Genomic DNA, 24,702 nt, shown 5'->3' on the forward strand with positions numbered 1-24,702 from the left:
CAACAGGCGATTTCCCGTCCATTGCTCGAATGTGAACCCCGTGTTACCAGCGGTGGATGTGGCCCACTTCACGTCCCGCGTCATTTGATGACGGCGTTGGCCGCCGCGATCAGCAGCCCGATCGTCGCGTCCGCCATGCCGAGCAGCAAGGCCGAGCGCCGCCGGTATCCCGCCCGGAGCGCGGCGAAGGTGCCCCAGCCGAGGAGGAGGGCCGCGTTCAGGAGGAGCGCGGAGTAGGTGACGGGCGCCTCGGACCAGCCGAAGGTCCCGGCGAGCAGGAGCAGCCCCACGGTGGGCCAGCAGGCGACGACCACCGGCCACTCGTCCATGAGCTCCCGGGCCAGCTGCCGCCACCGGTGCAGGCCCGATCCCGGCCGGTGCGCGGACATGTGGTGCGCGTATCCGTGCGCGAGGGCGGCGGTGCCCGCGGTCACCATGATCCAGGCCGCGTCGTAGAAGGGCGTGTATGCCTGCTTCTCCGAGTGCAGCGCCGCGATCAGCGCGCTCGCGAGGATGGTTCCGTATACGCCTTCGCACATCAGGCTCCGCACGGCGCGCTCCTTTCCGTTCCCCGGATCCTTCGTCCGGCCGACGGCGTGTGGAGTCCCCAACGCTATGGAGGCATGTGTAACGGTTTGACGGATATGACCCATCGGTCGGCCGTCATCTGCGCCGCGCTCGGCCGCCCGCTCGGCTGCCCGCTCGGCCGCCCGCTCGGCGGCTACCGGGACAGCGCGTCCCGCACCGCCTCCTCCGTGCGCCCCACCACCGCGGTGCCGTCGTCGGCGGTGATGATGGGCCGCTGGATGAGCTTGGGGTGCTCGGCGAGCGCCGTGATCCAGCGGTCGCGGCCGGACGCGTCGCGCGGCCAGGCCTCGCGGTCCTTCAGGTTCAGCTCCTTGGCGGCGTCCTCCTGGGTGCGCGTGATGTCCCACGGCTCCAGACCGAGCCGCTCCAGGACGGCGCGGATCTCGTCCTCGGAGGGGACGTCGTCGAGGTAGCGGCGGACGGTGTAGTCGGCGCCCTCCGCGTCGAGCAGCGTGAGCGCGCTGCGGCACTTCGAGCAGGCGGGATTGATCCAGATCTCCATGCCGCACACGCTACCCGCGACCCACCCGTCACACCTCCCCAAAGGCCGTCTGGCCAGCGGCGATTGTCAGTGCCCGGCAGTAGAATTGAAGCAATGTTCGAGGGTTCCCGACGGGGGTCCTGATCGCGACAGGAGGATGCCTGTGCCCGCTGCCGCACTCACATCTAAGTCGAAGCGCAACGCTTCCCGGCCCGTGTTCATCGACCCGACGTACGCACCACTGGAGAAGCGACCGCTCCCTGCCGGCCGGCCGCGCGAGTGGTACATCATGCACAACCGGCGCCTGAAGGCCATGCGCCTGGCGATAGCCCTGCTCGACTCGGGCGTCTATATGCCGAACCAAGCCGACAACGCCAGGATCCGGAGCATGGCGGAGGACGTGGGAATCCATCCGCCGTCGGACATCACCTGCCATATGGTGCGCGCCCTGATGCGGTACAGCCGCTGAACTGTCGCGCGGACGCGTACGGGTGGGGCCCAGGCGGCCTCCGCCCGTACGCGTGGTTCATGCTGACCGCATGACTCAGCCGGAATCCGTCCCCGCCCAGCAGGAGCCCGCAGGCGAGCTGCCGCTGCTCGTGACCGCTCAACTCCCGGACGGGGCACGGTTTCCCGTCCGCGGCCTGCGCGGGAGCGAGGCATCGCCCCGCCCCGCGCCGGCCGTCCTGATCCTGCCCGCCATGGGCACCCCGGCCCGCTACTACCGCGCGTTCGCACGCCAGTTGCACGCGGAGGGGCTCACCGCCCTGACCGTGGACATGCGCGGGCAGGGGGAGAGCACCCCGCGGGTGACGGACGCGGACGCCGTCGACCACGGCTACCGCACGATCGTCGAGCAGGACATCGTGGCGGTCATCGAGGCGATACGCGCCGAACTGGGCCCGGAGCCCCCGCTGTACCTTCTCGGCCACAGCATGGGCGGCCAACTGGGGCTCGTGCACGCCGCGTTGGGGATCGGCCCCGGCGTCGACGGAGTCGCCCTCGTCGCCTCGGGCTCTGTCTGGTTCCGTGCGTACGGCCCCCTGCGCGGGCCTTTGCTGCTCGTCGGTGAGCTGTTCATCGCGGCGACGTCGACCCTGCTCGGCCGCTGGCCAGGGACAAAGCTCGGCTTCGGCGGCAACCAGTCCAAGGGCGTCATGCGGGACTGGGCGCGGCAGGGGCGTACGGGCCGCTACTCGTCCCCCGGCTCACCGCACGACTACGAGGCCGCCCTGCGCAATCTCGACCTGCCCGTCCTCGTGGTCCGCGTCGAGGGCGACACCTGGGCCCCCGCACCCGCCGTCGACCACCTCGTCGGCAAGGTGCCCGCGGCCCGCGTCACCCGCCTGCGGTACTCCGCGCAGGAGGCGGGCGGCCCTCTGGACCACTTCGCGTGGACGCGGGCGGGCGGGGCGCTGGCCAAGAGGGTGGCGGCGTGGGCGGTGGCGGGCGGAAGCTGAGGTCCGGATCGCAGCGGAAGCTGAGGCCCGGATCGCAGCGGAAGCTGAGGTCAGGACCGCCTCGCCCGCGTCACCCGTTCGGCGTACCCGGCATGCGTACGCGCCGGTGGCGGCATTGGCTGCACCTGAGGGGAGGCTGGTGCCGGGAGCTGCCGACGGAGAGGGGAGAGGGGCGATGACCACTCCGGACGAACGTGCCCGGCAGGGCAAGGCCGCCCGCAAGAGTGCCTCCCGTTCCTCCCACGGGGCCTGGATACCCTCCGCCGACCGCGCAGACCCGGTGGCCGTGCTCGAGCGGCAGGGCGCGGACCGCGTCCAGGAGCTGCTGCCCATCCGGTACGCCCGCATGGCCGCCTCTCCCTTCTCCTTCCTGCGGGGCGCCGCCGCCGTCATGGCGGGAGACCTGGCCGTCCAGTGGAACACCGGGCTCACGGTCCAACTCAGCGGCGACGCGCACCTGTTGAACTTCGGCCTGTTCGCCTCCCCGGAACGGGCCCTGCTCTTCGACCTCAATGACTTCGACGAGACCTGCCCCGGCCCTTTCGAGTGGGACGTCAAACGTCTGGCCGCCAGCATCGCCGTGGCGTCCCGCGACAACGGCGACCCGGAGCGCGGGGCACGTGAGGCGTGCCTCGCGGCGGTGGCGGCGTACCGCGCGTCGATGAGACGTCTGGCGGGCCTCGGCGAACTGGCGGTGTGGTACGAACGCACCGACGCGCACGACCTGTTGCCCCTCATCCGCTCCAATCGCCACCGCAAGCGCGCGGCGACCGCCCTGGACCGGGCCCGCCGCCGCACGAGCCTGCAGGCGCTCGGCAAGCTGACGGAAGAGGTCGACGGAGCTCCCGGCGTCCGCCGCATCATCCACGACCCGCCGCTCATCGAACCGGCGGGTGCCTCGGACCTCGCGGCCGTGCGCAAGATCTTCGGTGACTACCGCTCCACCCTCTCCGAGGAACGCCGACTCCTCCTGGACCGCTACCACTTCGTGGACGCGGCGCGGAAAGTGGTGGGCGTGGGCAGCGTCGGCACCCGCTGCTACATCGTGCTCCTCGCCGGGCGCGACGCCGACGACCCGCTCTTCCTCCAGATCAAGGAGGCGGTCCGCTCGGTCCTGGAGGAGCATCTCCCGGCGGGACCGTACGTCCACCCCGGCCACCGCGTGGTCGCGGGCCAGCGCCTGCTCCAGGCGGCGAGCGACATCTTCCTCGGCTGGATGACGGGCCCCCAGGGCCGCGCCTTCTACTGGCGTCAGCTGCGCGACATGAAGGGCTCGGCGGACGTCGAGACCATGTCCGCCGCGGAGCTGCGCTCCTACGCCCGGCTCTGCGGCACGGCCCTGGCCCGCGCCCACGCCCGCTCCGGCGACCGCATCGCCATAGCCGCCTACTTGGGCGGCTCGGACACCTTCGACCGGGCGATCACGGACTTCGCGCTGCGCTACGCCGCGCAGAACGCCCAGGACCACGCGGCGCTGACCGAGGCGATCGCGTCGGGGGTGGTGAGCGCCGCGGGTCCGGAGGGCGCGGGTTCCGGACCGCCCGGCGCTTGAGCCACTCCTCAGGGGCTAGCGGATCTCGTCCGGAACCACCGTCAGCCACCGCTTGTCCGCGGTCACCTTCTGCCCGAGCTCCCGCTGCCGGTCGGCGTTCTTCTGCTTCATCCCGTCCAGCTGCTTCATGTACGAGTCCTTGCGGTTGACCCAGACCCGCGCCCCGCCGTGCTCCACGTCGGCCGAGTGGAACAGCATCGGGCCGTCGCTCACCGGGGTGTCGCCCGCCACCAGGACCGGCTTCTTCCACTCGTCGATGTACGTGTTGATGGCCGCGGGCTTGCCCTGGAACCAGGTCAGGGGCGCCCACAGGTTCGGCGTCAGCTCACGCTTGGCCAGCTTCTTCTGGTCGAAGCGGCCCTCCGCGATCTCCTTGCGGGAGCTGGTGACCTCGCCGGTCTTGCGGTCCTTGAGCTGCAGGCCGACGCCGATGACGTTCTCGGGCTTCACGTTGTAGCCGTACTTGGGGTCGGAAAGGACCATCCGCACCAGGTCCTCGCTGGCCGCGCTGACGACGTACACCTCGATGCCGTGCTTGCGCAGCGACTTGTAGAGCTCCTGCATGCCGGTGAAGAACTCGGGCGCCTCGACCTCGGTCTTCGTCAGCTTCCCGTCCTCGTAGTACTCGGCGGGGATGGGCTTGTCGTACGCCAGGAGCTCGTCGACGTACCCCTTGAGCTCCTTCAGCGTGAAGCCGGAGAAGATCTGCGCGGCCCACGGGTAGCAGACCTGGTCGTCGACCTCGCAGAGCCGGTTGTAGTAGCTGTAGAGGCTCTCCTTGTGCTTCGCCGTGTCCTTGAAGGGGATGATCTTCAGCGACGGGTCCATCGACTTGCGGGTCAGCACTCCCTTCATCTCCAGGAAGGGCAGGAGGGACTCCTCCAGGTCGTTGCGGTACGTCGTGTTGTCCGCGTCGAAGACCGCGTACGCGCCCTTGTGGCCGTTCTTCGCGATGACCTTGCCCAGCTTCGTCGCGACAGGCTTGGGCCAGTGCTTCAGCTCGGCCGCGGTCTTCGCCGACTTCGCGCTCTTCGCGGAGTCGTCCGCGGCCGTCGCGTCCGTGCTCGGCCAGAGCGCCGTCCCCGCGAGGACGGCCGCGGTGAGCGCGCCCGCCGTGCCGAGTACGGCCAGCTTGCTCTTTGCCTTTACTGCCATGATTTTGTGCCCCCTGAGAGCGGTCTGCGCCCCGTCCGGAGCGGCGGGTCATCGTACGAGGTAGGGCGGCGGATTCCCATGATCGACATCACCGGACGGAACGGGCATGGGACGCCCGTGCGCGGGTAGGCACAGCGGACGTCCGGCAGACTTACGGGCCTGCTTCGGAGCCCCGCCCATCGCATACTGGAAGGCATGGAGACCGTCTCCCGCGAGTTCGTGCGGGCCGCTCCGCGGCTCGACGGCATGGTGGTGTCCGTCGTCGGCTACCGCACGGCGGGGGAGCACCCAGGCCTGCACCGCGGCCTGCCGTCCCCGTATCTGACGCTGATCTTCTCCCTTGACGGCCCCGTCGTCAGCGGCCTCAGCCCCGAGCAGGCGGGCGGCCCCGACGCCGTCCGCACGGACATCGTCCTGGGCGGCCTGCACCAGTCCCCGGCGTACGTCGTGCGGCCCGAGCACGAGGCGGGCATCCAGCTCGCCGTGCACCCGCTCGCCGCCCGCGCCCTGTTCGGCGTACCGGCGGCGGAACTGGCCGGTGACCTGGTGACGCCGGGCGCGGATGTGATGGGGCGCCGCGCCGCCGACCTACGGGAGCTGCTGTGCGAGCAGGGCGGCTGGGAGGAGCGGTTCGCCTCCCTGTCGGCCTACTTGAGGCAGCGCGCGGCCGACGACGAAGCGGCCGGGGCCGTACGGCCCGAGGTCGCCGAGGCCTGGGCCTGGCTGGCCCGGCACCGGGGCGTCGGCACCCTGCGCGGCCTCTCCCGGCACGTCGCGCTCAGCGAACGCCGTCTCACCACGCTCTTCCGCGCCGAGACCGGCCTGAGCCCCAAGCAGGCGGGCCGCCTGATGCGCTTCCAGCGCGCACGCAACGCCGTCGTACGCCCCGTCGCGGCGGGCGGCGCCCCCGACCTGGCCCGCGTCGCCGCCGACTGCGGCTACTACGACCACTCCCACCTGGTGCGGGACTTCCGGCAGTACACGGGGGTGAGCCCCAGCGGCTGGCTGGCCGAAGAGTGCCGGAATATCCAAGCCGGGAGCTATGGCGGGGGCGAAGAGTAGGACCCATGAACACCACCGAGAAGCAGCAGCAGTCCCAGTCCACCTCCGCCGGGCGCGCCCCCGATGTCTGGCCGACGCTCCAGGCCCACGACGCCCCCGCCCTGATCGACTTCCTGGTCGGCACGGTCGGCTTCCTGCGCACCGCCGTCTACGAGGACGGCGACCGCGTGGCCCACGCCGAGCTCGACTGGCCCGAGGGCGGCGCGGTCATGCTCGGCTCGTACGACGAGAAGTCCCAGGACTGGTGCCTGAAGCCGGGCACCTTCGGTGCGTACGTCGTCACCGACCACGTGGACGACCTCTACCAGCGGCTCAGCGCTGCCGGGGTCGAGATCACGCGCGAGATCGAGGACCAGCCGTACGGCAGCAGGGAGTTCGGGATCGCCGACCCCGAGGGCAACAAGTGGGCGTTCGGCACCTACCGCGGCGCACCTAGGCCCGAGCAGCCGTCCTGACCTGGCGTGGTAGCTTGCGAGCGCCAGTCAACCCACACCAGGGCCAGGGAATCCGGTGCGAATCCGGAACTGACGCGCAGCGGTGAGGGGGAACGGGCGGGGCAACGGCCACTGGGCGTCCACGGACGTCTGGGAAGGCGCCCCGTCCGGTCGATCCCCGAGTCCGAAGACCTGCTGGCACCTTCGCCCGCGCACCGAGCGGCGGAGGTGACGAAGCAGGCCAGGCTCCGCGTATGAGCCGTGAGACTCAAGGGATCGTGTGTCCTCCACAGCCCGTCATGTACGTATTTCCGGCTTTCTCGCGGCAGCCCTGGCCGTCACCCTGAGCGCCTGCGGCTCGTCCGGCGGCTCCGCGGACTCCGGCGGCTCCGGCGACTCCGCGGCCAAGAAGGCCGACGGCTACCCGCTCACCCTCACCTCCTGCGGCAAGAAGACGGAGATCAAGGCGCCGCCGCGGCGGGCGGTCTCCCTCGACCAGGGCTCCACCGAGATCCTGCTCTCCCTCGGCCTCGCCGACCGCATGGCAGGCACCGGCACCTGGACGGACCCGGTCCTCAAGGGCCTGGAGAAGGACAACGCCAAGGTCGACAGGCTCGCCGACCGCTACCCCTCGTTCGAGAAGGTCCTCGCCCAGGAACCGGACTTCGTCACCGCCTCCTTCCTGGCGACGGTCAGCAAGGGCGGCGTCGCCGACCGCGCCAAGTTCGCCGAACTCGGCGTACCCGCCTATGTCTCGCCCTCCGACTGTGCGGGCAAGGACAACAGCGGTGACGGCGACGGCAGCCGCGTCAAGACGCTGACCATGGACACGGTGTACGGCGAGGTGCGGGACCTGGCCAAGGCCTTCGGGGTCGAGAAGCGCGGCGAACGCCTGATCGCCGACCTCAAGGGCCGGGTGGCCAAGGCCACCAAGGCCGTCAAGAACGCAGACGCGTCCGGCACGACGCTCCTCTACTGGTTCGCCAACTCCGACGCGCCCTACATGGCGGGCTGCTGCGGAGCGCCGGGCATCATCACCCGCGAACTGGGCGTGAAGAACGTCTTCGACGACACCCGTGAGGAGTGGCCCCAGATCAACTGGGAGACGGTGGCGGACCGCGACCCGGACGTCCTGGTCATCGGCGACCTCACCCGCAAGTCACAGACGGCCGAGAGCGCGAAGAAGAAGATCGAGTTCCTGGAGTCCAACCCGGTCACCAAGAACCTGATCGCCGTGAAGAAGAAGCGGTACGTGCTGCTGAGCGGCCAGGCCATGAACCCGACGATCCGCACGGTGGACGGCGTGGAGCAAGTCGCGCACGCGCTGCGCGAGTTCGGGCTCGCCAAGTGACGGGAGCCCTCCCGCGCGGTGTCCGTGTCCCGGGCGGTATCCGTGTCCCGGGTGGCATACGGCAGACCCTGTTCTGGACGGCCGGTCTCGCCGCCCTCGCCCTCTCCGTGGCGGTGGCCGTCACCATCGGCCCGGCGAGCATCTCCGTACCGGACGTGTGGTCGGCGGTGGCGGCACACCTCGGCTGGGGCGAGGCGACGCTGACGCCGCTCCGGGACGGCATCGTCTGGAACCTGCGCATGCCGCGCACGCTTCTCGCGGCGGTCTGCGGCGCGGGCCTCGCGGTCTGCGGAACGGTCCTCCAGTCACTCCTGCGCAACCCGCTCGCCGACCCGTTCGTGCTCGGCGTCTCCTCCGGGGCGTCCACGGGCGCGGTCGCGATCGTCGTCCTGGGGGTCGGCGGGGGAGTGGTGTCGATCTCGGCGGGCGCCTTCGTGGGAGCCCTCTGTTCCTTCGCCCTCGTCCTGCTGCTCAGCCACACCCTGGGCGGGAGCGTCGACAGGGTGGTGCTCTCCGGGGTGGCCGCGATGCAGCTCTTCTCCGCGCTCACCTCGTTCGTGATCCTGACCGCGGGCGACGCGGAGACGACGCGGGGTGTCCTGTTCTGGCTGCTCGGCTCGTTGAGCGGGGTGGGCTGGACGGACGTCTGGATGTGCGGGGCGGTGTTCTTCGTGGCCCTCGCGATCTGCCTGGCGCATGCCCGCACCCTGGACGCGTTCGTGTTCGGCCAGGACGCGGCGGCGACGCTGGGCGTCCACGTGGCCCGTACCCGGCTGATCCTGCTCTCCGTCACGGCCCTGCTGACGGCGGCGCTTGTCAGCAGCGCGGGCGCCATCGGCTTCGTGGGGCTTGTCCTGCCGCACGCGGCCCGCGCCCTGGCCGGCTCCGGCCACGCCCGCCTGCTCCCGGTGACCGCACTCGCGGGCGCGGTGTTCCTGGTGTGGGTAGACACGCTGGCCCGCACGGTCCTGGACCCGCAGGAGGTGCCGGTGGGTGTGGTGACGTCCCTGATCGGCGTCCCGGCGTTCGTCCTGGTCCTCTACCGCACGCGGAAGACGACATGACGCCGGACGACGTGACTCCGTACGACATGACGCCGGACGACGTGGCCCCGGACGGTATGACCTCGCACGCCGAACTTGGCCTGCGCGCCGACCGGGTGACCAGAGAGGCCGGCGGCCGCCTCATCGTCGACGGCGTGACCCTGGCCCCACCCCCCGGATCCACGGTCGGTCTGCTCGGCCCGAACGGCTCGGGCAAGTCCACCCTCCTGCGCATCCTGGCGGGCGTCCTGGCCCCGGCATCGGGAGTGGTCACCCTGGACGGCGACCCACTGCGGGACGTGGGCCGCCGCACGGTGGCACGCAGGGTGGCGGTGGTCGACCAGGACGCCACCACGCAGGTCGAGCTGTCGGTGGAGGAGGTCGTACGCCTGGGCCGCATCCCGCACCGCAGGGCATGGTCGCCCTCAACCGCCCAGGACGAAGAGGCGGTACGGGAGGCCTTGACCCGCACGGGCCTTTCCGACCGGGCCGCCCAGTCCTGGCACACACTCTCCGGCGGGGAACGCCAACGGGTCCAGATAGCGAGGGCCTTGGCCCAGGCCCCCCAGGAACTCCTCCTGGACGAACCGACCAACCACCTGGACATCCAGCACCAGTTGGACCTCCTCTCCTTGGTGGCGGACCTTCCGCTGACGAGCGTCATCGCCCTGCACGACCTGAACCTGGCAGCGATGTTCTGCGACCACGTACTGGTGCTGCGCGAAGGCGTGGCCCACGCGTCGGGCACGCCGTCCGAGGTGATCACGGAGGAGCTGATCGCGAAGGTGTACGGGGTGAGGGCGGTGGTGACGACGCTCGCGGACGAGGGCGAACGGTTCACGCGCCCGTCGATCCGCTTCCTACGGAACTGAACCGCGGAGCTGAACGTCAGGCCAGGTGCAGCCGGTCGGCGAGACCCGCGGCGGCGAAGGCGGACACCAGATCGTCCCGCCCCTCGGTGAAGTGGGCCCAGCTGTCGAAGTGGACGGGGACGACCCGGCGCGCCCCGAGGATCCTCGCGGCCTCGGCGGCCTGGGCGCTGTCGAGGACGATCGGCGCGCCGTCGAACAGGAAGGGGAAGCGGGGAGCGCCGGCGAAGAGGACGGCGGTGTCCACCGGACCGAACCGGTCGGCTGTCTGCTCGACCGCGGTGAGCGAGGCGTTGTCGCCGCTGACGTAGACCGTGGGCAGGCCGTCGCCGGTCAGGACGAAGCCGACGACCTCGCCGGTGACCGGTTCGACGTCCTCGCGCCTGCCGGGACCGTGGACGGCGGGCACGCCCGTCACCCTCACCCGGCCGCCGCCGCCGGGCCGGTCGAGCTCGACGGACTCCCAGTCGGCCAGGCCCTTGGCCCTGTCGCCCAGGCTGTCGTGCAGGCGGCGCCCGCCACCGGGAGTGGTGAGGGTGAGCGGTATGCCGGCGAGCAGGGCGCGGCCGGAGGTGTCGAGATTGTCGGGGTGCTCGTCGTGCGAGAGCAGCACCACGTCGACGGGGCCGAGATCGGCGAGGGAGGCGGAGGCGGGCGCGGTCTTGGTCAGGCCGGGCCCGCCCGGGGTCGGGTAGTCGCCGGGTGCGTCGAAGGTGGGATCGGTGAGGAACCTCAGACCGCCGTACTCGAAGAGGGCGGTCGGGCCGCCGAAGACGCGTACGGAGATCTGCTCGTCGGTAGGGCCGGGAGCAGCCATGACAGAACACTTCCTCACGGATAGAGATCAGTTCATCCGCGAGGAACCGTAATCGCCTCTCACGGATAAAAGCAAGGCGTACCATGAGAAATGTGAAGGCGACCATGGAGGCCGTGACCGCCGAACCGGCCCCACCGCCCCCACCGCCCCCACCGCCCGCGCCGGGCGCGGAGCAGTACGTTGCACTCGACTTCGCCAACAGCGCCCTCGCGCTGTCGGGCGGCAAGTTCATCGACCTCCTCGGCACCCCGGCAGCCGCGAATCGGTGGCTCACCGAACGCGACCTGGCCCCGGCCGCCTGAGCGGGCTGTCCGGGAAACCCGGCCTGCCCCTGCTCGCCACCGCCCGCGCCCGGGAACTCGTCGACCAGGGCACCCCTATCGAGGCCGCCTGCCGCATCGTCATCCTCGAAGACCAGCTCGAGGAAGCACAGCGCATCAACGCCGAACACCTCCACGCCACCGAATCGACGAACCCGACGAACCCAACGAACCCGATGAACCCGACGACCGAGCCCTGAGGCAGCAGAGACCCCTGGCGCCGTCAAGGCCTGTCGTTTTCCAGGTGGAGTTGGTGGTGCAGCACGGCGCGGGCGGTGGCGAGCAGGGGCAGGCCGTGGGTGAAGGCGTGAGAGCGGAGCCGGATGAGGGCCTGGGCCGGCGGGACGTCGAGTTCGGTGGCCAGGTATCCGGTGGCCTGGTGGACCTCCGCGAAGTACAGGTCGCCGATCTGGACGTCGAGGAAGCCGGTGGCGCCGGGCCGGGCGGCGAGGTTGATGAGGAGGCCGGCCAGGGCGTTGGCCAGGGCGAGGGAGTCGGCGAGTTGGCCGTCGGCCGGCGGGCCGGGGGTGGTGCGGTGGCCGGTGAGCACGCCCAGCGTGATGACCCCGATCCTGAGGGGTAAGGCGAAGACCGCGGCGATACCCAGGTCGGTCAGCGGGCCGGGCAGGCCGGGCCAACGATCGGTCGCCACCGCCGCGACGTCAGGTATCAGCACCATGGCGGATTGCTTGGCCGCCTCCGGGGTGGGGCCCTGGCCCTGGACCCGTTGAAGATCTTCCAGCGCGCCGCTCAACAGGCCGCTGTGTTGCAGGAGTTCGGCACCCCGGCCGCCGGGGGCCAGGGTGAACGCCAGCCCGTCAAGGCCCAGCAGTCCTGTGCAGGCGGTCAGCGGCAGCAACGGCATGCCTGCCCCGCGATACGAGGTGAGGGCGAGCAGATGTGCGGCCATCGGACGATCCGGCACGGCGCACCGCCTTTCCACGGCTGCCGGGTCAGGTGCTGGTGCTGGTTTCGGTGCCGGTGCCGGTGCCGGGATCCAACAACGTCCGCTCGGCGGTGCCATCCAGCACCTGCATGGCCACGGCGGTGAGCGGAGCCCGCCGGTTGCGGGCGTGGCGGCGCATCAGGCGGAACGCTTCGTCGACACCGATCTGGCGGCGGTTGGACAGCGCGCCCTTCGCCTGCTCGATGATGATCCGGCTGTCCAGGGCCTGCTGCAGTTGGGCGATGACGCTCAAGTGCTCGTGTACCGCCCATTGTTGGAGGATGCCGATGGTGGCGGTGTCCGCCAGCGCCTGTCCCAGCCGCAGACCGGCAGGGGCCAGCGGGTGGACCTGGTCTCTGAACAGGTTCAGGGCGCCGATGACCTGACCGCGCAACTGGAGCGGGGCGGCCACCACCGAGGTGAAACCGGCCTGCCGCGCCCGCGGCGCGAACTGCGGCCACCGCACCTGGGCGAGGGCATCGTCCACGCGTTTCTCGGCCACGGAAGTCCCGCTGCGATAGCAGTCATGACATGGGCCTTCGTCCCACTCCACGCCGGCCAGCTCAAGACGGCGGGTGTTCTCGTCGGAGGCTGCCACGTCCACCACCGGACCATCTGGCAGAGCAAGCACCACCCCGGCCGCACGTACGTCCAGCAGGTCCACGCAGTGCTCGGTCAGTTGGTGCAGGAACGCGATGACGTCGAAGTCCTTGACCAGCGTGTCGGCGAGCTCCACGAACGCCGCGGCCAGCCGCTCCTCACGCGACAGATCCAACATGGCGCACTCAGCGCCCCTTCCCATTTTCCGTGCACTGCAGAAGGGACGAGGCGATGACCTGCGGCGTGCGACGCTCTTCCGCCCACGACAGCCTGTCGACCGGAACCGACCCGGCAGCACGATGATGGGCCAGCCGCAGAGGGCTGGGAAAGCATCCGCTGGCGGGTATCGCACCTCTCAGGAGCCACCGACTACCGGCATCAGACCGACGCACAACCTGCTGGGGACGTCACGGATCCCTCCCACCATACGGCGAACCGCCGCCACAAACCGGGTATCGCTCCCCCTGCTCCCAGAAAGGCCGCAGCCCCGGAGGCCGAATCGTCACCGAGCCGCTGGCAGTCGTCCGAGATGCCAGATGCCGCTTATTGGGGCCGTGGCTCGTCGAGGTACTGGTCGGCCCAGGCGCTGATGATGTGAGCGGCCCGCTGCGCCTGCCCTCGCGCGGTCAGCAGATGGTCCGCGCCTTCGAGCGAGATGAAGCTTCGCGGGTGCCGTGCCTCCTGGAAGATCTCCGCGGCATTGGAGATGTCGACGGTGGAGTCGGTGGGCGAATGCGCCACGAGGAGCGGAAGGTCCACCTCGCCGATCCGGTCGCGCAGGTGAGCCCGGCGCACGTCCTCGACGAAGGCGCGCTTGAGAACCAGAGTCCTCCCGCCGACGAACCACTCGTGCGCCCCGTCACTGAGGACGCGATCCAGGACCGAGTCGTACTGCCGCTCGACGTGACTGGGATCGACGGGCGCCGCGATCGTGGCCAGCGCGCGGAGGCCGACGATCTCGCACGCAGCTGCGATCGCGGCGGCGCCGCCCCACGAGTGCCCCACCAGCAAATCCACCGGAGTCCCTCGCTCCGCCATGAAGGCCGCGGCACGGACAGTGTCCTGCACCTTGACGGTGAAGGAACCGTCCCCCCAGTCGCCCTCGGAGTCTCCGATCCCGAGATTGTCGAAGCGCAGCATGCCGATCCCCTCGCGTGCCAGCTGCTTGCAGACGCGCGAGGCGGCCGGTGATTCCTTGCCCAGGGTGAATCCATGTGCGAAGAGCCCCCAACCTCGGATCTCGCCCTCCGGCAGGTCGATCACCCCGGCCAGTGCGGGGCCGACGACGCTCGGGAATCTCACTTTTTCACTCATGTGCGGTGCTCACCTAGGCAGGGACTGATCGTGGGGCAGGGAGACGAGAGCGACATTAGCCGGTGTCAGCGCGAGACCAACAGAACAGCGGGGCCGCCTCCCCGTTCCGGGAGACGGCCCCACTGTCCATGCTGACGCGGCATCGGGCTCACCCGACCCCGCGTTCGCGTTCTAGATGTCGAAGTACAGCTCAAACTCGTGCGGGTGCGGCCGCAGCTGGATCGGGGCGATCTCGTTCGTGCGCTTGTAGTCGATCCACGTCTCGATCAGGTCGGGGGTGAAGACACCGCCGGCCAGGAGGTACTCGTGGTCCGCCTCGAGGGCGTCGAGGACGGCCGGGAGGGAGGTCGGGACCTGGGCGACGCCCGCGTGCTCCTCGGGGGCCAGCTCGTAGAGGTCCTTGTCGATCGGCTCCGGCGGCTCGATCTTGTTCTTCACGCCGTCCAGGCCGGCCATGAGCAGCGCCGAGAACGCCAGGTACGGGTTCGAGGACGGGTCCGGCGCGCGGAACTCGACGCGCTTGGCCTTCGGGTTCGAGCCCGTGATCGGGATACGCATCGCCGCGGAGCGGTTGCGCTGCGAGTACACCATGTTGACCGGCGCCTCGAAGCCCGGGACCAGACGGTGGTAGGAGTTCACCGTCGGGTTCGTGAAGGCGAGCAGCGAGGGGGCGTGCTTGAGGATGCCGCCGATGTAGTAGCGGGCGGTGTCCGAGAGGCCCGCGTAGCCCTGCTCGTCGTAGAACAGCGGGTCGCCGTTGGCCCACAGCGACTGGTGGACGTGCATGCCCGAGCCGTTGTCACCGAAGATCGGCTTCGGCATGAAGGTCGCGGTCTTCCCGTTGCGCCAGGCGACGTTCTTCACGATGTACTTGAAGAGCATCAGGTCGTCGGCCGCGGCGAGCAGCGTGTTGAACTTGTAGTTGATCTCCGCCTGGCCTGCCGTGCCGACCTCGTGGTGCTGGCGCTCGACCTGGAGGCCGTTCTTGTCCAGTTCGAGGGAGATCTCCGCGCGGAGGTCCGCGAAGTGGTCCACCGGCGGGGCGGGGAAGTAGCCGCCCTTGTAGCGGACCTTGTAGCCGCGGTTGTTCTCGACCGCACCGGTGTTCCAGGCGCCTGCCTCGGAGTCGATGTGGTAGAAGCTCTCGTTCGCCGACGTCTGGAAGCGGACGTTGTCGAAGACGTAGAACTCGGCCTCGGGGCCGAAGTACGCGGTGTCCGCGATGCCGGTGGACGCGAGGTAGGCCTCGGCCTTCTTGGCGATGTTGCGCGGGTCACGGCTGTACTGCTCGCCCGTGATCGGGTCGTGGATGAAGAAGTTGATGTTGACGGTCTTGTCGCGGCGGAAGGGATCGACCCGGGCGGTCGACAGGTCCGCGCGCAGCGCCATGTCGGACTCGTGGATGGCCTGGAAGCCGCGGATCGACGATCCGTCGAACGCCAGCTCCTCGTTCGGGTCGAACGCCGCTGCCGGGATCGTGAAGTGCTGCATCACTCCGGGCAGGTCGCAGAACCGGACATCTACGAACTTCACGTCCTCGTCCGCGATGAACTTCTTTGCGTCGTCGGCGTTCTGGAACATCCAACTCCTCCTACTCCCGACCCCCAGGCGGGGACGGGGTTGCAGCTCGTTGTGCGGCCAGTGCGGTGGCACACGCTGGGACCCGACCATAGGGACGGGGGATTTCTCAAGCATGACCCATTTGTTTCGCCGAAGTTAACCGAGCCGGGTTCGAGCCGGGTGTCATTCGCCCTACCCCGCCCGTCCTCGTACGAAATCGGGCGCAGTACCGTGGACGGGTGGACAACAGGCAAGTAATCGGATCGTGGCTCTCCGGCCCTCGTGCGGCGGCAGAGGACGCGGGCGTCGACTTCGGATACCGCGGCGAGCAGCTCGGTCTGCCGGAGGAGGGGCCGGGCTCGATCGCGCGGCCCGGGCGGCGCGTGGGCGCCATCGTCGTCGACTGGGCCCTGTGCATGCTCATCGCATACGGCCTGTTCGCTCGCGGTGACCAGCAGGCGATGGGCAACTGGGCCCTTGGCATCTTCTTCGTCATGACCATTCTGACGGTCGGCACGGTCGGCTGCACCCCCGGCAAGGCCCTCTTCAGGCTGCGCGTCATCGCCGAGGGCGGCGGCCGGCTCGGCATCGGCCGGGTCCTCCTGCGCACCGTGCTGCTCTGCGTCGCCGTCCCGGCCCTGATCTGGGACCGCGACGGCCGCGGCCTGCACGACCGCCTCGGGCGCGCGGTCCAGGTGCGGATCTGATTCTCGTACGCCGATCCGATTCCCGTACGACGACGAAGGCCCCGGAACCGTTCGGTTCCGGGGCCTTCGTCAACGTAGAGACATAGAGACGTAGAGACAGGGAGAGGCGGAGAGCTACCGCATCTTCGGGCCGCCGCGAGGCATCCGCATGCCCTTCGGCATGGGCCCCTTCGGCAACGGCATGTTGCTCATCAGGTCGCCCATCGCGCGCAGCCGGTCGTTCGTCGCCGTGACCTGCGGGCCCTGGAGGACGCGGGGCAGCTTCAGAAGCGTCGTACGCAGCTTCTTCAGCGGGACCTCGTTCTCGCCGGTGCCGACGATGACGTCATGCACCGGGACATCCGAGACGACGCGCGCCATCCGCTTCTTCTCGGCGGCCAGCAGGCTCTTCACCCGGTTCGGGTTGCCCTCGGCGACGAGCACGATGCCCGCCTTGCCGACCGTGCGGTGCACGACGTCCTGGCTGCGGTTCATCGCCACCGCCGGAGTCGTCGTCCAGCCACGGCCGATCTTGTCGAGCACCGCGGCCGCCGCACCGGGCTGGCCCTCCATCTGCCCGAAGGCCGCACGCTCCGCCCTGCGCCCGAAGACGATCGCCATCGCGAGGAAGGCGAGCACAAAGCCGAGAATGCCGAGATAGATCGGGTGACCGATCAAGAAGCCGATCGCGAGGAAGACACCGAAGGTGACGATCCCCACAGCCGCGATGACAAGACCGATCAGCGGATCGGCCTTGCGGGTCATCTTGTAGGTCAGGGCAATCTGCTTGAGTCGCCCGGGGTTCGCGGCGTCCGCCGCGGTTTCCTTCCTCGCCATGCCGTGAAGTCTACGTGTCCCTGGAAGTGACTACGACGTGCGGGTTGTCATCGCCTCTTCGAGCACGCGCAGTGCCTCTGCCCGGTCCTTGGCGCGGCGCCGGTCGTCGAGCACGGACGTCCAGGCGTTGCGGCGAGCGGTGCGCTGGCCGCTGCTCATGAGAAGCGACTCGACGGCGCGCAGTGCGTCGGTGACGGACGGGATGGCGGTGGCGCGTACGGGCGCGGCCTGCATGGTGGGGCCCTCCTGAGCGGCTATGGGTAGGGCTGTACGTGGGGTAATTCCAGGGTCACTGATTGGTGTTACCAGCGCGTGACTGACCGGTCAAACACGGATGAAGCCTTGACGCGGCGCCGCAAAACATTGACGCGGCCCGTACGGTCCCCTCACCTGCGGGGACGTACGGGCCGCGGCATCTCGGCCACTACTCGTCAGTAGTTACTTGTGCGCCGATTCACACAGTGGGCGGACGATCGGAGGATCACACCGCCTGCGAGGCGACGTACGCCCCGCGCTTCTCGATCGCCATCTGGTAGAGCCGCCCCGCGCGGTACGAGGAGCGGACCAGCGGGCCGGACATGACGCCGGAGAAGCCGATCTCCTCGGCCTCCTCCTTCAGCTCCACGAACTCCTGCGGCTTCGCCCAGCGCTCCACGGGGTGGTGGCGCGGCGTCGGGCGCAGGTACTGCGTGATCGTGATGAGCTCGCAGCCCGCGTCGTGCAGCGCGTGCAGCGCCTCGCTGATCTCCTCGCGCTCCTCGCCCATGCCGAGGATGAGGTTCGACTTGGTGACGAGACCGGCCTCGCGGGCGCGGGTGATGACCTCGAGCGAGCGCTCGAAGCGGAAGCCGGGACGGATCCGCTTGAAGATGCGCGGCACGGTCTCCACGTTGTGCCCGAGGACCTCGGGGCGGGACGAGAAGACCTCGGCCAGCTGGTCGGGGTCGGCGTTGAAGTCGGGGATGAGCAGCTCGACCTTGGTCTTGCCCTCCGCGCGCTCCGCCGTCATCGCGTGGATCTGGCGCACGGTCTCCGCGTACAGCCAGGCGCCGCCGTCGTCCAGGTCGTCGCGGGCGACGCCGGTGATCGTGGCGTAGTTCAGGTCCATCGTGACGACGGACTCACCCACGCGGCGCGGCTCGTCGCGGTCGAGTGCCTGCGGCTTGCCCGTGTCGATCTGGCAGAAGTCGCAGCGCCGGGTGCACTGGTCACCGCCGATGAGGAAGGTGGCCTCGCGGTCTTCCCAGCACTCGTAGATGTTGGGACAGCCCGCCTCCTGGCAGACCGTGTGCAGGCCCTCGCTCTTCACGAGGTTCTGCATCTTGGTGTACTCGGGGCCCATTTTCGCCCGGGTCTTGATCCACTCGGGCTTGCGCTCGATGGGGGTCTGGGCGTTCCGGACCTCCAGGCGCAGCATCTTGCGTCCGTCGGGTGCGACTGCGGACACATCGGCTCCCTGTAGCTTCGATTCTTCGGCGCACACCAGGGTACGCCCGTGATGTCGTTGGGCTTACGTCCGGCCAACCTCCGGCCGGCGGGGTGCATTCCCACGCGGCCCCGGCAGCCCCAGTTGTCTAGACGGTCGCCTTCTCGGCTTCCGGCTTCTCAACCGTGTTCTCGGTGTTCTCGGCGGTCTCGGCGGTCTCGGCGGTCTCGGCGTTCTTTACGGGCTGCTCGGCCGTCTTCTCGACGGTGCGCGGCCTGAGGTCCGCGTTCTCGAGGATCTCCCGCAGATGCTTCTCGGCGACGGGCAGGACGTCGGCGATCGTGACCTCGCGGCCCAGCTCGTACGAGAGCGATGTCACGCCCGCGTCGCGGATGCCGCACGGGATGATCTTGTCGAACCAGGTGTTGTCCGGGTTCACGTTCAGCGCGAAGCCGTGCATCGTCACGCCCTTGGCCACGCGGATGCCGATGGCCGCGATCTTGCGGTCCTCGCGGCGCTGGCCGGCGTTGGACGGGGCGTACTCCGGGCCGTTGAACCGGGCGTCGAACTCGTCGTCCTGCGTCCGCGGGTCGAAGTCCAGGGTCAGCCCGCCCAGCGCCGGACGCTCCTGCACGGGGTCACCGAGCACCCACACACCGCTGCGGCCCTCGACCCGCGAGGTCTCCAGGCCAAACTCCGTACACGTACGGATAAGCGCCTCTTCCAGACGGCGCACATGTGCTACGACGTCCACCGGGCGCGGCAGCTTCTGGATCGGGTAGCCCACGAGCTGTCCGGGGCCGTGCCAGGTGATCTTGCCGCCGCGGTCCACGTCGACGACGGGGGTGCCGTCAAGCGGGCGCTCGCTGTCCTCGGTACGGCGGCCAGCGGTGTAGACCGGCGGGTGCTCGAGCAGCAGACACGTGTCCGGGAGTTCGTCGGCGAAGCGGGCGGCGTGCACGCGGCGCTGCTCGTCCCAGGCCTCCTGGTACTCGACCGAATCAGGGCCGAAGCCAAGACGGACGAACTGAAACTCACTCACGGCAAGTGCCTCCCTTGAACCTGCACCGTGCACATATCGGCCCCCAGCCACTGTACGGGCAGCGGATTCTCGTCAGTCGTCCGGTCAATCCTCACACGATCGGATGAATGCGGGTCGAAGCTCGCGATGAGGGCGGTGCGGGCCGCTACATTCACGCCGTTCACAGAGCCATAAGGGCTGCTCAAGGCAACGCCCGAAAGGCAGGAGACCGCACAGCTGATGACGGAACGACCTCCGCAGCGCACCCCCAACCGCCAGCTCGCCGCGCTCATCTCAGAAGCCGGTTTCTCCAATGCGGGGCTCGCGCGCCGCGTCGACCAGCTGGGCCTCGAGCACGGTCTCGATCTGCGGTACGACAAGACATCGGTGACCCGCTGGCTGCGCGGGCAGCAGCCGCGCGGCACCACCCCCGCCCTCATCGCAGAGGTCTTCACCCGGCGGTTAGGCCGCCGCCTCTCCGCGCAGGATCTCGGGCTCGACGCGTGCGCGCCGGTGTACGCCGGGCTCGAGTTCGCGGCGAGCCCCGAAGAGGCGATCGACATCGTCGGCGGGCTCTGGCGCAAGGACTCCGGGAGCCACGCCGAACTCCGGAAGATCGCGTTCACCCCGGCGGGACTCGTCGTCCCCAGCAGGGACTGGCTGATCGGCCGAGCCGACGACCGGGTGGGGCGCGGTGACCACGGCCCCCAGGCCGGCCGCGTGCCCACCCAGGGCCGTCCGGCCATACCGCGCCAGCGCAAAGAGCCCGAGCGTGGCGTCGGCGCGAAAGTGACCAGCGGCGACATCGCCGCCCTGCGTTCCGTCGGCGAACTCTTCCGGGCCCTCGACCACGCGTACGGCGGCGGGCACGCCCGGCAGGCACTCGTGCGCTATCTGGAGCACGAGGCCGAACCGATGCTGCGCGGCTCGTACGGCGAACAGGCCGGGCGGCGGCTCTTCGCGGCCGCCGCCGACCTCACCCGGCTCGCGGGCTGGACCTCGTACGACATCGCGGCGCACGGGCTCGCCCAGCGCTACTACGTCCAGGCGCTGCGGCTCTCGCAGGCGGCGGGCGACCGCGCGTACGGCTCGTACGTCCTGGTCACGATGAGCCGCCAGGCCGTCTACCTCGGGCACGGCAGAGAGGCCGTGCAGCTGGCGCGGGTGGCCCAGCAGGGTGTCGGGTCGTCCGCGCCGCCCGTCGTGCAGGCCCTGCTGCACTCGGTCGAGGCGCGCGGGCACGGCGTGCTCGGCGAGGTACGGGCGTGCACGGCGTCGATGGTGCGGGCCGAGCGCGCCCTGGAGACGGCCCGGCCCGGCGACGAAGTCCCGTACTGGGCGCGGTTCTTCGACGAGGCGCAGCTCGCGGACGAGTTCGCGCACTGCCACCGGGACCTCCAGCAGTACCGCGTGGCCGCCCAGCACGCGGAGCGCTCGCTCCAGCTGCGCGCCCCCGGGTACGCCCGCAGCCGCCTGTTCTGCCGGGTGGTGCTCGCCTCGTCGCGGCTCGGCCTCGGTGAGCTGGAGCAGGCCTGCCAGCTGGGCGCGGAGGCGGCGCAGGCGGCAGGTGAGATGCGGTCGGTGCGTGCGGTCGAGTACGTACGCGACTTCGAACGGCGGCTCGAGCCGTACCGCGACGCGGCGGCGGTGCGGGGGTACCGAGACCGGGTGGCGGCGTTGGGCTGACGGCTCGACGCGCCGGATGTGCGATGTAAGGGGCGGGCCTGCGCAGGCCCGCCCCTTACACATGCCACTGAACACATGCCACTGAACTGCCCGGGGCTCAGGGCAGGCGCGCGACCTCATCGGGGGACAACGCCTCGTCCCACGTGGTGAGTTCGTCGAGGTCGCCGCGCAGGCTCGCCTTCTCCGTCCCGATGGACCGCAGCGGCAGGGGGATCGACGCCGCGACGGACCCGACCCGCTGCCCGTCGGCGTACAACGTGGTGTTCCCCGGAGTCGTCACCCACGTCAGCCGCGTCCAGCGGTCCAGCGGCAGCGTGTGGTCGAAGCTGAAGTCGGCCTCGCCGTACCGCGTGAAGCCGACCTTCCCGGTGCCGTGCTGCATCAGCTTCAGCGCGCCCGCCTTGGAGCTGAGCAGCACCTGGTCCCCGGTCCTGGCCGTCGGGCGGACCTGCACCGACACGGTCCACGGTTCGGCGACGTCGAGACCGCCGAAGCCCACGCCGTCCCGGTCGGAGTCGAAGCGCCATGCCTGGCCGCGCACGCCCTGCACGGGGGTGGGGTTGTTGATGATGTAGGAGGTGCCGGGCAGGCCGCCCGCCACGTCCTCGGCGAGGATCGTGTTGCCGGGACTGCCCGCGTACGTCCAGCCGCTGGGGTACGGCGCGTCGTCGAACGTCCAGTGATGGCTCGGCCGCCCCTCGACCCGTGGTGGTACCGGAGCGGGCGTCGTGCCCGGCGGGTCGCCTATGCGGGCGGCGCGGGCCCTGAAGTCGGCGAGCGTGTCCGGGGTCGCGGACTTGTTCCAGGCGCGGTCGGCGAGGATCGCGCGGGCGCCCGCCATGTGCTGCTCGAAGTAGCCGTCGTCGGCCCAGAAGTTGTAGTCGGCCCAGTTGGTGACGCCGGAGCCGAGCATGTCTGGGGCGGTGTTCGGCGCCCAGCTGTCGTACATCCAGGGCTCGTCCGGATACAGGTGGTGGTAGTTGTTCGGGGTGTCGTAGAACGGGCCGATGGCGATCTCGTCGTGCCCGGGGATCTCCGGCTCGGCGCCCGTGCCCTCCCAGGTGAGGAAGACGACGGGGTCGTGGACCTTCTGCTGGGGCGCGGTGAGGTGCTCGGAGCCGTTGTAGACGGCCGTGCGCTTGCCGTGTGAGGTGACCACGTCGTCAAGGGTGTTGATGTAGCGGTTGAGGAGGTCGCCCAGGGTGGACACGTCGGGCGCGCCGGCCAGGTGGTCCTTCACGCGCGGGCACTCCGCGAGCTGACCGGGGACCTCCTCGGCGCCGATCGAGAACAGCGGCGCGTCGAACCAGCCCGCGAACTCGTCGACGATCTCCTTCGACTTCGCGATCGCCTTGTCGCTGGTCATGTCGATGATCCAGTCGGGCGTGAGATGCGAGTGCGTGTGCGCGCCCGTGCACGCACCGGCGCCCGATCCGAAGCCGATGCCGAAGGCGTCGCTGATCGCGGTGGCGTGGCCGGGGAGTTCGAGGCCGGGCATCAACTGGACGTGGTGGCGGGCCGCGAAGGCCTTCAGGTGCTCGATGTCGGCCCGGCTGTAGCTGTGATCGGGGTCGGCGAGGCCCGGGAACTTGGGGCTGTAGAGGCGGAAGCCCTCGGACTCGGAGAGGTGCAGGAAGAGCGTGTTGAGCTTCTGGTCGCCCATCCTGCGGATCAGGTTCTCCAGGTAGGAGATCTTCCAGTACTTGCGGCCCGCGTCGAGGTGGACCATGCGGATCGCCTGCGCGGGGCGGTCGGTGGAGCGGGCGCGGGGGACTGCGCGGTGATCGTCGGCCGTGGAGCGCAGGAGCTGGAGGAGGGTGCGGGTGCCGTAGTAGAGGCCATGGGTGGAGGCGGCCTTGACACGGATCGGGCCCGCGCTGTCGAAACCGTAGCCCTCGGCGCCGTGGTTCCCCTTGGCGGTGAGGCCGAGCGTGATGTCGCCGTCCGCGGGACGGCCCGTGTCGTGGGCGATCCGGGGCGTGATGCCGGTGACCTGCTTGATCTCCGTACGGAGCTGGGTGGCGAGCTTGCGTACGGACTGGTGTGCGGGGCCGGGGAATTCACCGCGGCCGGACGGGAGCGCGGTGGTGGATGCGGCGCGCGGGTCGATCAGGATGCGGGTGCGCTCGGTGAGTTTCGTGTGGCCGCCGAGCGCGGTCCAGTCGGTGGGGCGGGGGACGACGGAGGGCACTTCCGTCTCTGTCGCGGCTGTTGCTGTGGGCAAAGACAGACCTCCCATGAATAGGCCGAGGATGAGTGATATCACCGGGATGGTGCGACGCACGTGAGTCCTCCCGCGGCTTGGCGATCCGGTGGGACCGTAGCTGTGGGGTACCCGTGTGGCAAGGGGAGTTGCAGGGGTGTGTGAGGTTCGGTGGGTCGTACGAAGAGGGAGTGCGGGAAAGGGGGAAGCTCCCGCGTGGGGGCGCGGGAGCTTCCAGGGGGTGGCGTATAGGTCGGATGGGTCGGATGGCTGAGGGGGGCGGCGGCGGCTTCAGGCCGCCATCGGCAGTTGCCCCGTCCCGTACGTGGGGTCCACGCCGAAGTCCGCGAGCGTGGCCCGCGCCGCGCGGCGGCCCGAACGCAGCGCTCCCTGCAGCGTGCTGGTGTCCCGGTGGTCCCCGCAGACGTAGAGCCCCGAGAGCAGCCGCACAGGGCGGCGCAGATCGTGCGGGGGCGGCATCGCGGGGACCGCCTCGCGGGTGTGGTGGACGGCGAGGGATTCCCAGCGGGCGGTCGAGGTGCCGTACAGCTCGGCGAGGTGGGCGAGGACGGCGCGCTCGTCCGGCGGCGGGCCGAGGACCGTCGACGAGATGAGCGCCCGGCCCGCGGGCGCGCGCGAGGGGTCGACGTGGCTGATCACGGCGGTGTGCGCGACCGGCCCCGAACGGTCGGCGTCGAGCAGCAGGGCGGGCTCGGCGAGCGGTGGCTCGGGGGCCGCGTGGTGCACCACCGTCACCTGGTGGAAGGGCGGCACGCGCAGGCCGGGCAGCAGCTCGGCCGCGGCGCGGGAGTCGGTCGCCAACAGGACGGCACGGCAGCCCACTTCGCCGTGTTCCGCGGTCGTGACGGCGGTCGTGGAGACGGCCGTGACGCGTACGCCGGTGCGTACCGTCCCCGGTGGCAGCGCGGCCGACAGAAGCTCGGGCAGCACCTCGGCGCCGCCCTCCGGCAGACACAGGCGGCCGCGCGAGAAGGAGCGCAGGGCGAGGTCGGCGCACCGGCTCGACGTCGTCAGGTCCGGGTCGCAGAGGAGTGCCGAGAGCAGCGGGCGCAGGAAGCCGTTGACGGTGCGCGCGGGCAGACCGCGGGCGGAGAGGGCTTCCGCCGCCGGGATTTCGGGGCGGGCGAGCAGACGCTCCGGGGGCGTCGCCGCGAGTCTGGCGAGTGCCGCGCCGAGGCGGGCCTGGTCGAGCGCGCCGCCGAGGGGGGCGGTGCGGGGCGTGGTCCGTGGCGACGATGTCGATGGTGCCGTCGGCCAGGGCCTCGCGCAG

Annotated in this window: 25 protein-coding genes, 1 pseudogene and 1 riboswitch; of the genes and pseudogenes, 12 read left to right on the forward strand and 14 right to left on the reverse strand. The window is 70.3% G+C overall.

Features of this window, described 5'->3' with window-relative positions:
* Positions 1–80 precede the first annotated feature (80 nt).
* Both ABD378_RS01290 and ABD378_RS01295 read right to left on the reverse strand, forming a co-directional pair.
* Positions 81–551 carry a hypothetical protein gene (locus ABD378_RS01290; protein WP_344518356.1) on the reverse strand — a complete coding sequence of 157 codons (471 nt, stop codon included), beginning with the start codon at positions 549–551 and terminating at the stop codon, positions 81–83.
* A 170-nt stretch (positions 552–721) separates the two neighbouring features.
* A complete protein-coding gene (locus tag ABD378_RS01295) occupies positions 722–1,090 on the reverse strand; it encodes an arsenate reductase family protein (RefSeq protein ID WP_344518357.1) in 369 nt (122 codons plus the stop codon).
* Positions 1,091–1,232: 142 nt separating this feature from the next.
* Here ABD378_RS01295 and ABD378_RS01300 point away from each other — a divergent pair, with 142 nt between their 5' ends.
* From ABD378_RS01300 to ABD378_RS01310, 3 genes are all read left to right on the forward strand, one after another.
* Positions 1,233–1,538, forward strand: a complete 306-nt coding sequence (locus tag ABD378_RS01300) for a hypothetical protein (RefSeq protein WP_344518358.1) — start codon at positions 1,233–1,235, stop codon at positions 1,536–1,538.
* Between the two features lie 70 nt (positions 1,539–1,608).
* Complete coding sequence (locus ABD378_RS01305) at positions 1,609–2,529, forward strand: alpha/beta hydrolase family protein (protein ID WP_344518359.1); 921 nt, start codon at positions 1,609–1,611, stop codon at positions 2,527–2,529.
* Positions 2,530–2,704: 175 nt separating this feature from the next.
* Complete coding sequence (locus ABD378_RS01310; RefSeq protein ID WP_344518360.1) at positions 2,705–4,081, forward strand: DUF2252 domain-containing protein; 1,377 nt, start codon at positions 2,705–2,707, stop codon at positions 4,079–4,081.
* Positions 4,082–4,096: 15 nt separating this feature from the next.
* On the opposite strand, the gene ABD378_RS01315 is transcribed toward ABD378_RS01310, so the two are convergent.
* Positions 4,097–5,236, reverse strand: a complete 1,140-nt coding sequence (locus ABD378_RS01315) for an HAD family hydrolase (RefSeq protein WP_344518361.1) — start codon at positions 5,234–5,236, stop codon at positions 4,097–4,099.
* A 195-nt stretch (positions 5,237–5,431) separates the two neighbouring features.
* Between ABD378_RS01315 and ABD378_RS01320 the strand changes: the two genes are divergently transcribed.
* From ABD378_RS01320 to ABD378_RS01340, 5 genes are all read left to right on the forward strand, one after another.
* On the forward strand, positions 5,432–6,298 hold the full coding sequence (locus ABD378_RS01320; protein ID WP_344518362.1) for a helix-turn-helix domain-containing protein: 867 nt from the start codon (positions 5,432–5,434) through the stop codon (positions 6,296–6,298).
* A gap of 5 nt (positions 6,299–6,303) precedes the next feature.
* Positions 6,304–6,753, forward strand: a complete 450-nt coding sequence (locus ABD378_RS01325; RefSeq protein ID WP_344518363.1) for a VOC family protein — start codon at positions 6,304–6,306, stop codon at positions 6,751–6,753.
* 7 nt (positions 6,754–6,760) lie between these two features.
* Positions 6,761–6,946: riboswitch (cobalamin riboswitch) on the forward strand.
* Positions 6,947–7,012: 66 nt separating this feature from the next.
* A complete protein-coding gene (locus tag ABD378_RS01330) occupies positions 7,013–8,083 on the forward strand; it encodes an ABC transporter substrate-binding protein (protein ID WP_344518364.1) in 1,071 nt (356 codons plus the stop codon).
* Positions 8,080–9,147 (forward strand): FecCD family ABC transporter permease, encoded by a 1,068-nt coding sequence (locus tag ABD378_RS01335; protein WP_386545352.1) that lies wholly within the window; start codon positions 8,080–8,082, stop codon positions 9,145–9,147. The genes ABD378_RS01330 and ABD378_RS01335 overlap by 4 nt, the downstream gene beginning before the upstream one ends.
* A 56-nt stretch (positions 9,148–9,203) precedes the next feature.
* Positions 9,204–9,998 carry an ABC transporter ATP-binding protein gene (locus ABD378_RS01340; RefSeq protein WP_344518396.1) on the forward strand — a complete coding sequence of 265 codons (795 nt, stop codon included), beginning with the start codon at positions 9,204–9,206 and terminating at the stop codon, positions 9,996–9,998.
* 16 nt (positions 9,999–10,014) lie between these two features.
* Here the strand turns inward: ABD378_RS01340 and ABD378_RS01345 are convergent, their stop codons facing one another.
* Positions 10,015–10,812 carry an MBL fold metallo-hydrolase gene (locus tag ABD378_RS01345; protein WP_344518365.1) on the reverse strand — a complete coding sequence of 266 codons (798 nt, stop codon included), beginning with the start codon at positions 10,810–10,812 and terminating at the stop codon, positions 10,015–10,017.
* Between the two features lie 92 nt (positions 10,813–10,904).
* On the opposite strand from ABD378_RS01345, the gene ABD378_RS01350 reads away from it, so the two are divergent.
* On the forward strand, positions 10,905–11,114 hold the full coding sequence (locus ABD378_RS01350) for an ABATE domain-containing protein (RefSeq protein WP_386545354.1): 210 nt from the start codon (positions 10,905–10,907) through the stop codon (positions 11,112–11,114).
* Between the two features lie 29 nt (positions 11,115–11,143).
* Positions 11,144–11,332, forward strand: a pseudogene (locus ABD378_RS01355) (hypothetical protein); the annotation flags it as partial.
* Between the two features lie 23 nt (positions 11,333–11,355).
* Here ABD378_RS01355 and ABD378_RS01360 read toward each other — a convergent pair.
* From ABD378_RS01360 to glnA, 4 genes are all read right to left on the reverse strand, one after another.
* On the reverse strand, positions 11,356–12,057 hold the full coding sequence (locus ABD378_RS01360) for an ANTAR domain-containing protein (RefSeq protein WP_344518366.1): 702 nt from the start codon (positions 12,055–12,057) through the stop codon (positions 11,356–11,358).
* Between the two features lie 28 nt (positions 12,058–12,085).
* On the reverse strand, positions 12,086–12,856 hold the full coding sequence (locus tag ABD378_RS01365; protein WP_344518367.1) for an ANTAR domain-containing protein: 771 nt from the start codon (positions 12,854–12,856) through the stop codon (positions 12,086–12,088).
* 365 nt (positions 12,857–13,221) lie between these two features.
* The gene (locus ABD378_RS01370; RefSeq protein ID WP_344518368.1) at positions 13,222–13,992 is read right to left on the reverse strand and encodes an alpha/beta hydrolase family protein; all 771 of its coding nucleotides are present in this window, start codon (positions 13,990–13,992) and stop codon (positions 13,222–13,224) included.
* A 171-nt stretch (positions 13,993–14,163) separates the two neighbouring features.
* Positions 14,164–15,573, reverse strand: a complete 1,410-nt coding sequence (gene glnA, locus ABD378_RS01375; RefSeq protein ID WP_344518369.1) for a type I glutamate--ammonia ligase — start codon at positions 15,571–15,573, stop codon at positions 14,164–14,166.
* Between the two features lie 218 nt (positions 15,574–15,791).
* Here glnA and ABD378_RS01380 point away from each other — a divergent pair, with 218 nt between their 5' ends.
* Entirely contained in the window at positions 15,792–16,259 is a 468-nt protein-coding gene (locus tag ABD378_RS01380; protein ID WP_344518371.1) for an RDD family protein, read from the forward strand.
* A 114-nt stretch (positions 16,260–16,373) separates the two neighbouring features.
* On the opposite strand, the gene ABD378_RS01385 is transcribed toward ABD378_RS01380, so the two are convergent.
* From ABD378_RS01385 to lipB, 4 genes are all read right to left on the reverse strand, one after another.
* Positions 16,374–17,075: a DUF4191 domain-containing protein gene (locus tag ABD378_RS01385; RefSeq protein ID WP_344518372.1), complete on the reverse strand. Its 702-nt coding sequence runs from the start codon at positions 17,073–17,075 to the stop codon at positions 16,374–16,376.
* 30 nt (positions 17,076–17,105) lie between these two features.
* Positions 17,106–17,309 carry an SCO2195 family GlnR-regulated protein gene (locus ABD378_RS01390; protein WP_160504648.1) on the reverse strand — a complete coding sequence of 68 codons (204 nt, stop codon included), beginning with the start codon at positions 17,307–17,309 and terminating at the stop codon, positions 17,106–17,108.
* Between the two features lie 247 nt (positions 17,310–17,556).
* The gene (locus ABD378_RS01395) at positions 17,557–18,522 is read right to left on the reverse strand and encodes a lipoyl synthase (RefSeq protein ID WP_160504647.1); all 966 of its coding nucleotides are present in this window, start codon (positions 18,520–18,522) and stop codon (positions 17,557–17,559) included.
* A 127-nt stretch (positions 18,523–18,649) separates the two neighbouring features.
* Entirely contained in the window at positions 18,650–19,543 is an 894-nt protein-coding gene (gene lipB, locus ABD378_RS01400; protein ID WP_344518373.1) for a lipoyl(octanoyl) transferase LipB, read from the reverse strand.
* Between the two features lie 219 nt (positions 19,544–19,762).
* Here lipB and ABD378_RS01405 point away from each other — a divergent pair, with 219 nt between their 5' ends.
* Complete coding sequence (locus ABD378_RS01405) at positions 19,763–21,208, forward strand: NsdA family TPR-like regulatory protein (RefSeq protein WP_344518374.1); 1,446 nt, start codon at positions 19,763–19,765, stop codon at positions 21,206–21,208.
* A 97-nt stretch (positions 21,209–21,305) separates the two neighbouring features.
* Here ABD378_RS01405 and ABD378_RS01410 read toward each other — a convergent pair whose 3' ends face one another.
* Both ABD378_RS01410 and ABD378_RS01415 read right to left on the reverse strand, forming a co-directional pair.
* Positions 21,306–23,432 carry a family 20 glycosylhydrolase gene (locus ABD378_RS01410; RefSeq protein WP_344518375.1) on the reverse strand — a complete coding sequence of 709 codons (2,127 nt, stop codon included), beginning with the start codon at positions 23,430–23,432 and terminating at the stop codon, positions 21,306–21,308.
* A gap of 270 nt (positions 23,433–23,702) precedes the next feature.
* Positions 23,703–24,702: FAD-dependent oxidoreductase (locus ABD378_RS01415; protein WP_344518376.1), on the reverse strand; the 1,000-nt coding region annotated here is incomplete at its 5' end.

Origin of the sequence: Streptomyces rectiviolaceus (genome assembly GCF_039533825.1) — a bacterium.
GTDB classification, from domain to species: domain Bacteria; phylum Actinomycetota; class Actinomycetes; order Streptomycetales; family Streptomycetaceae; genus Streptomyces; species Streptomyces rectiviolaceus.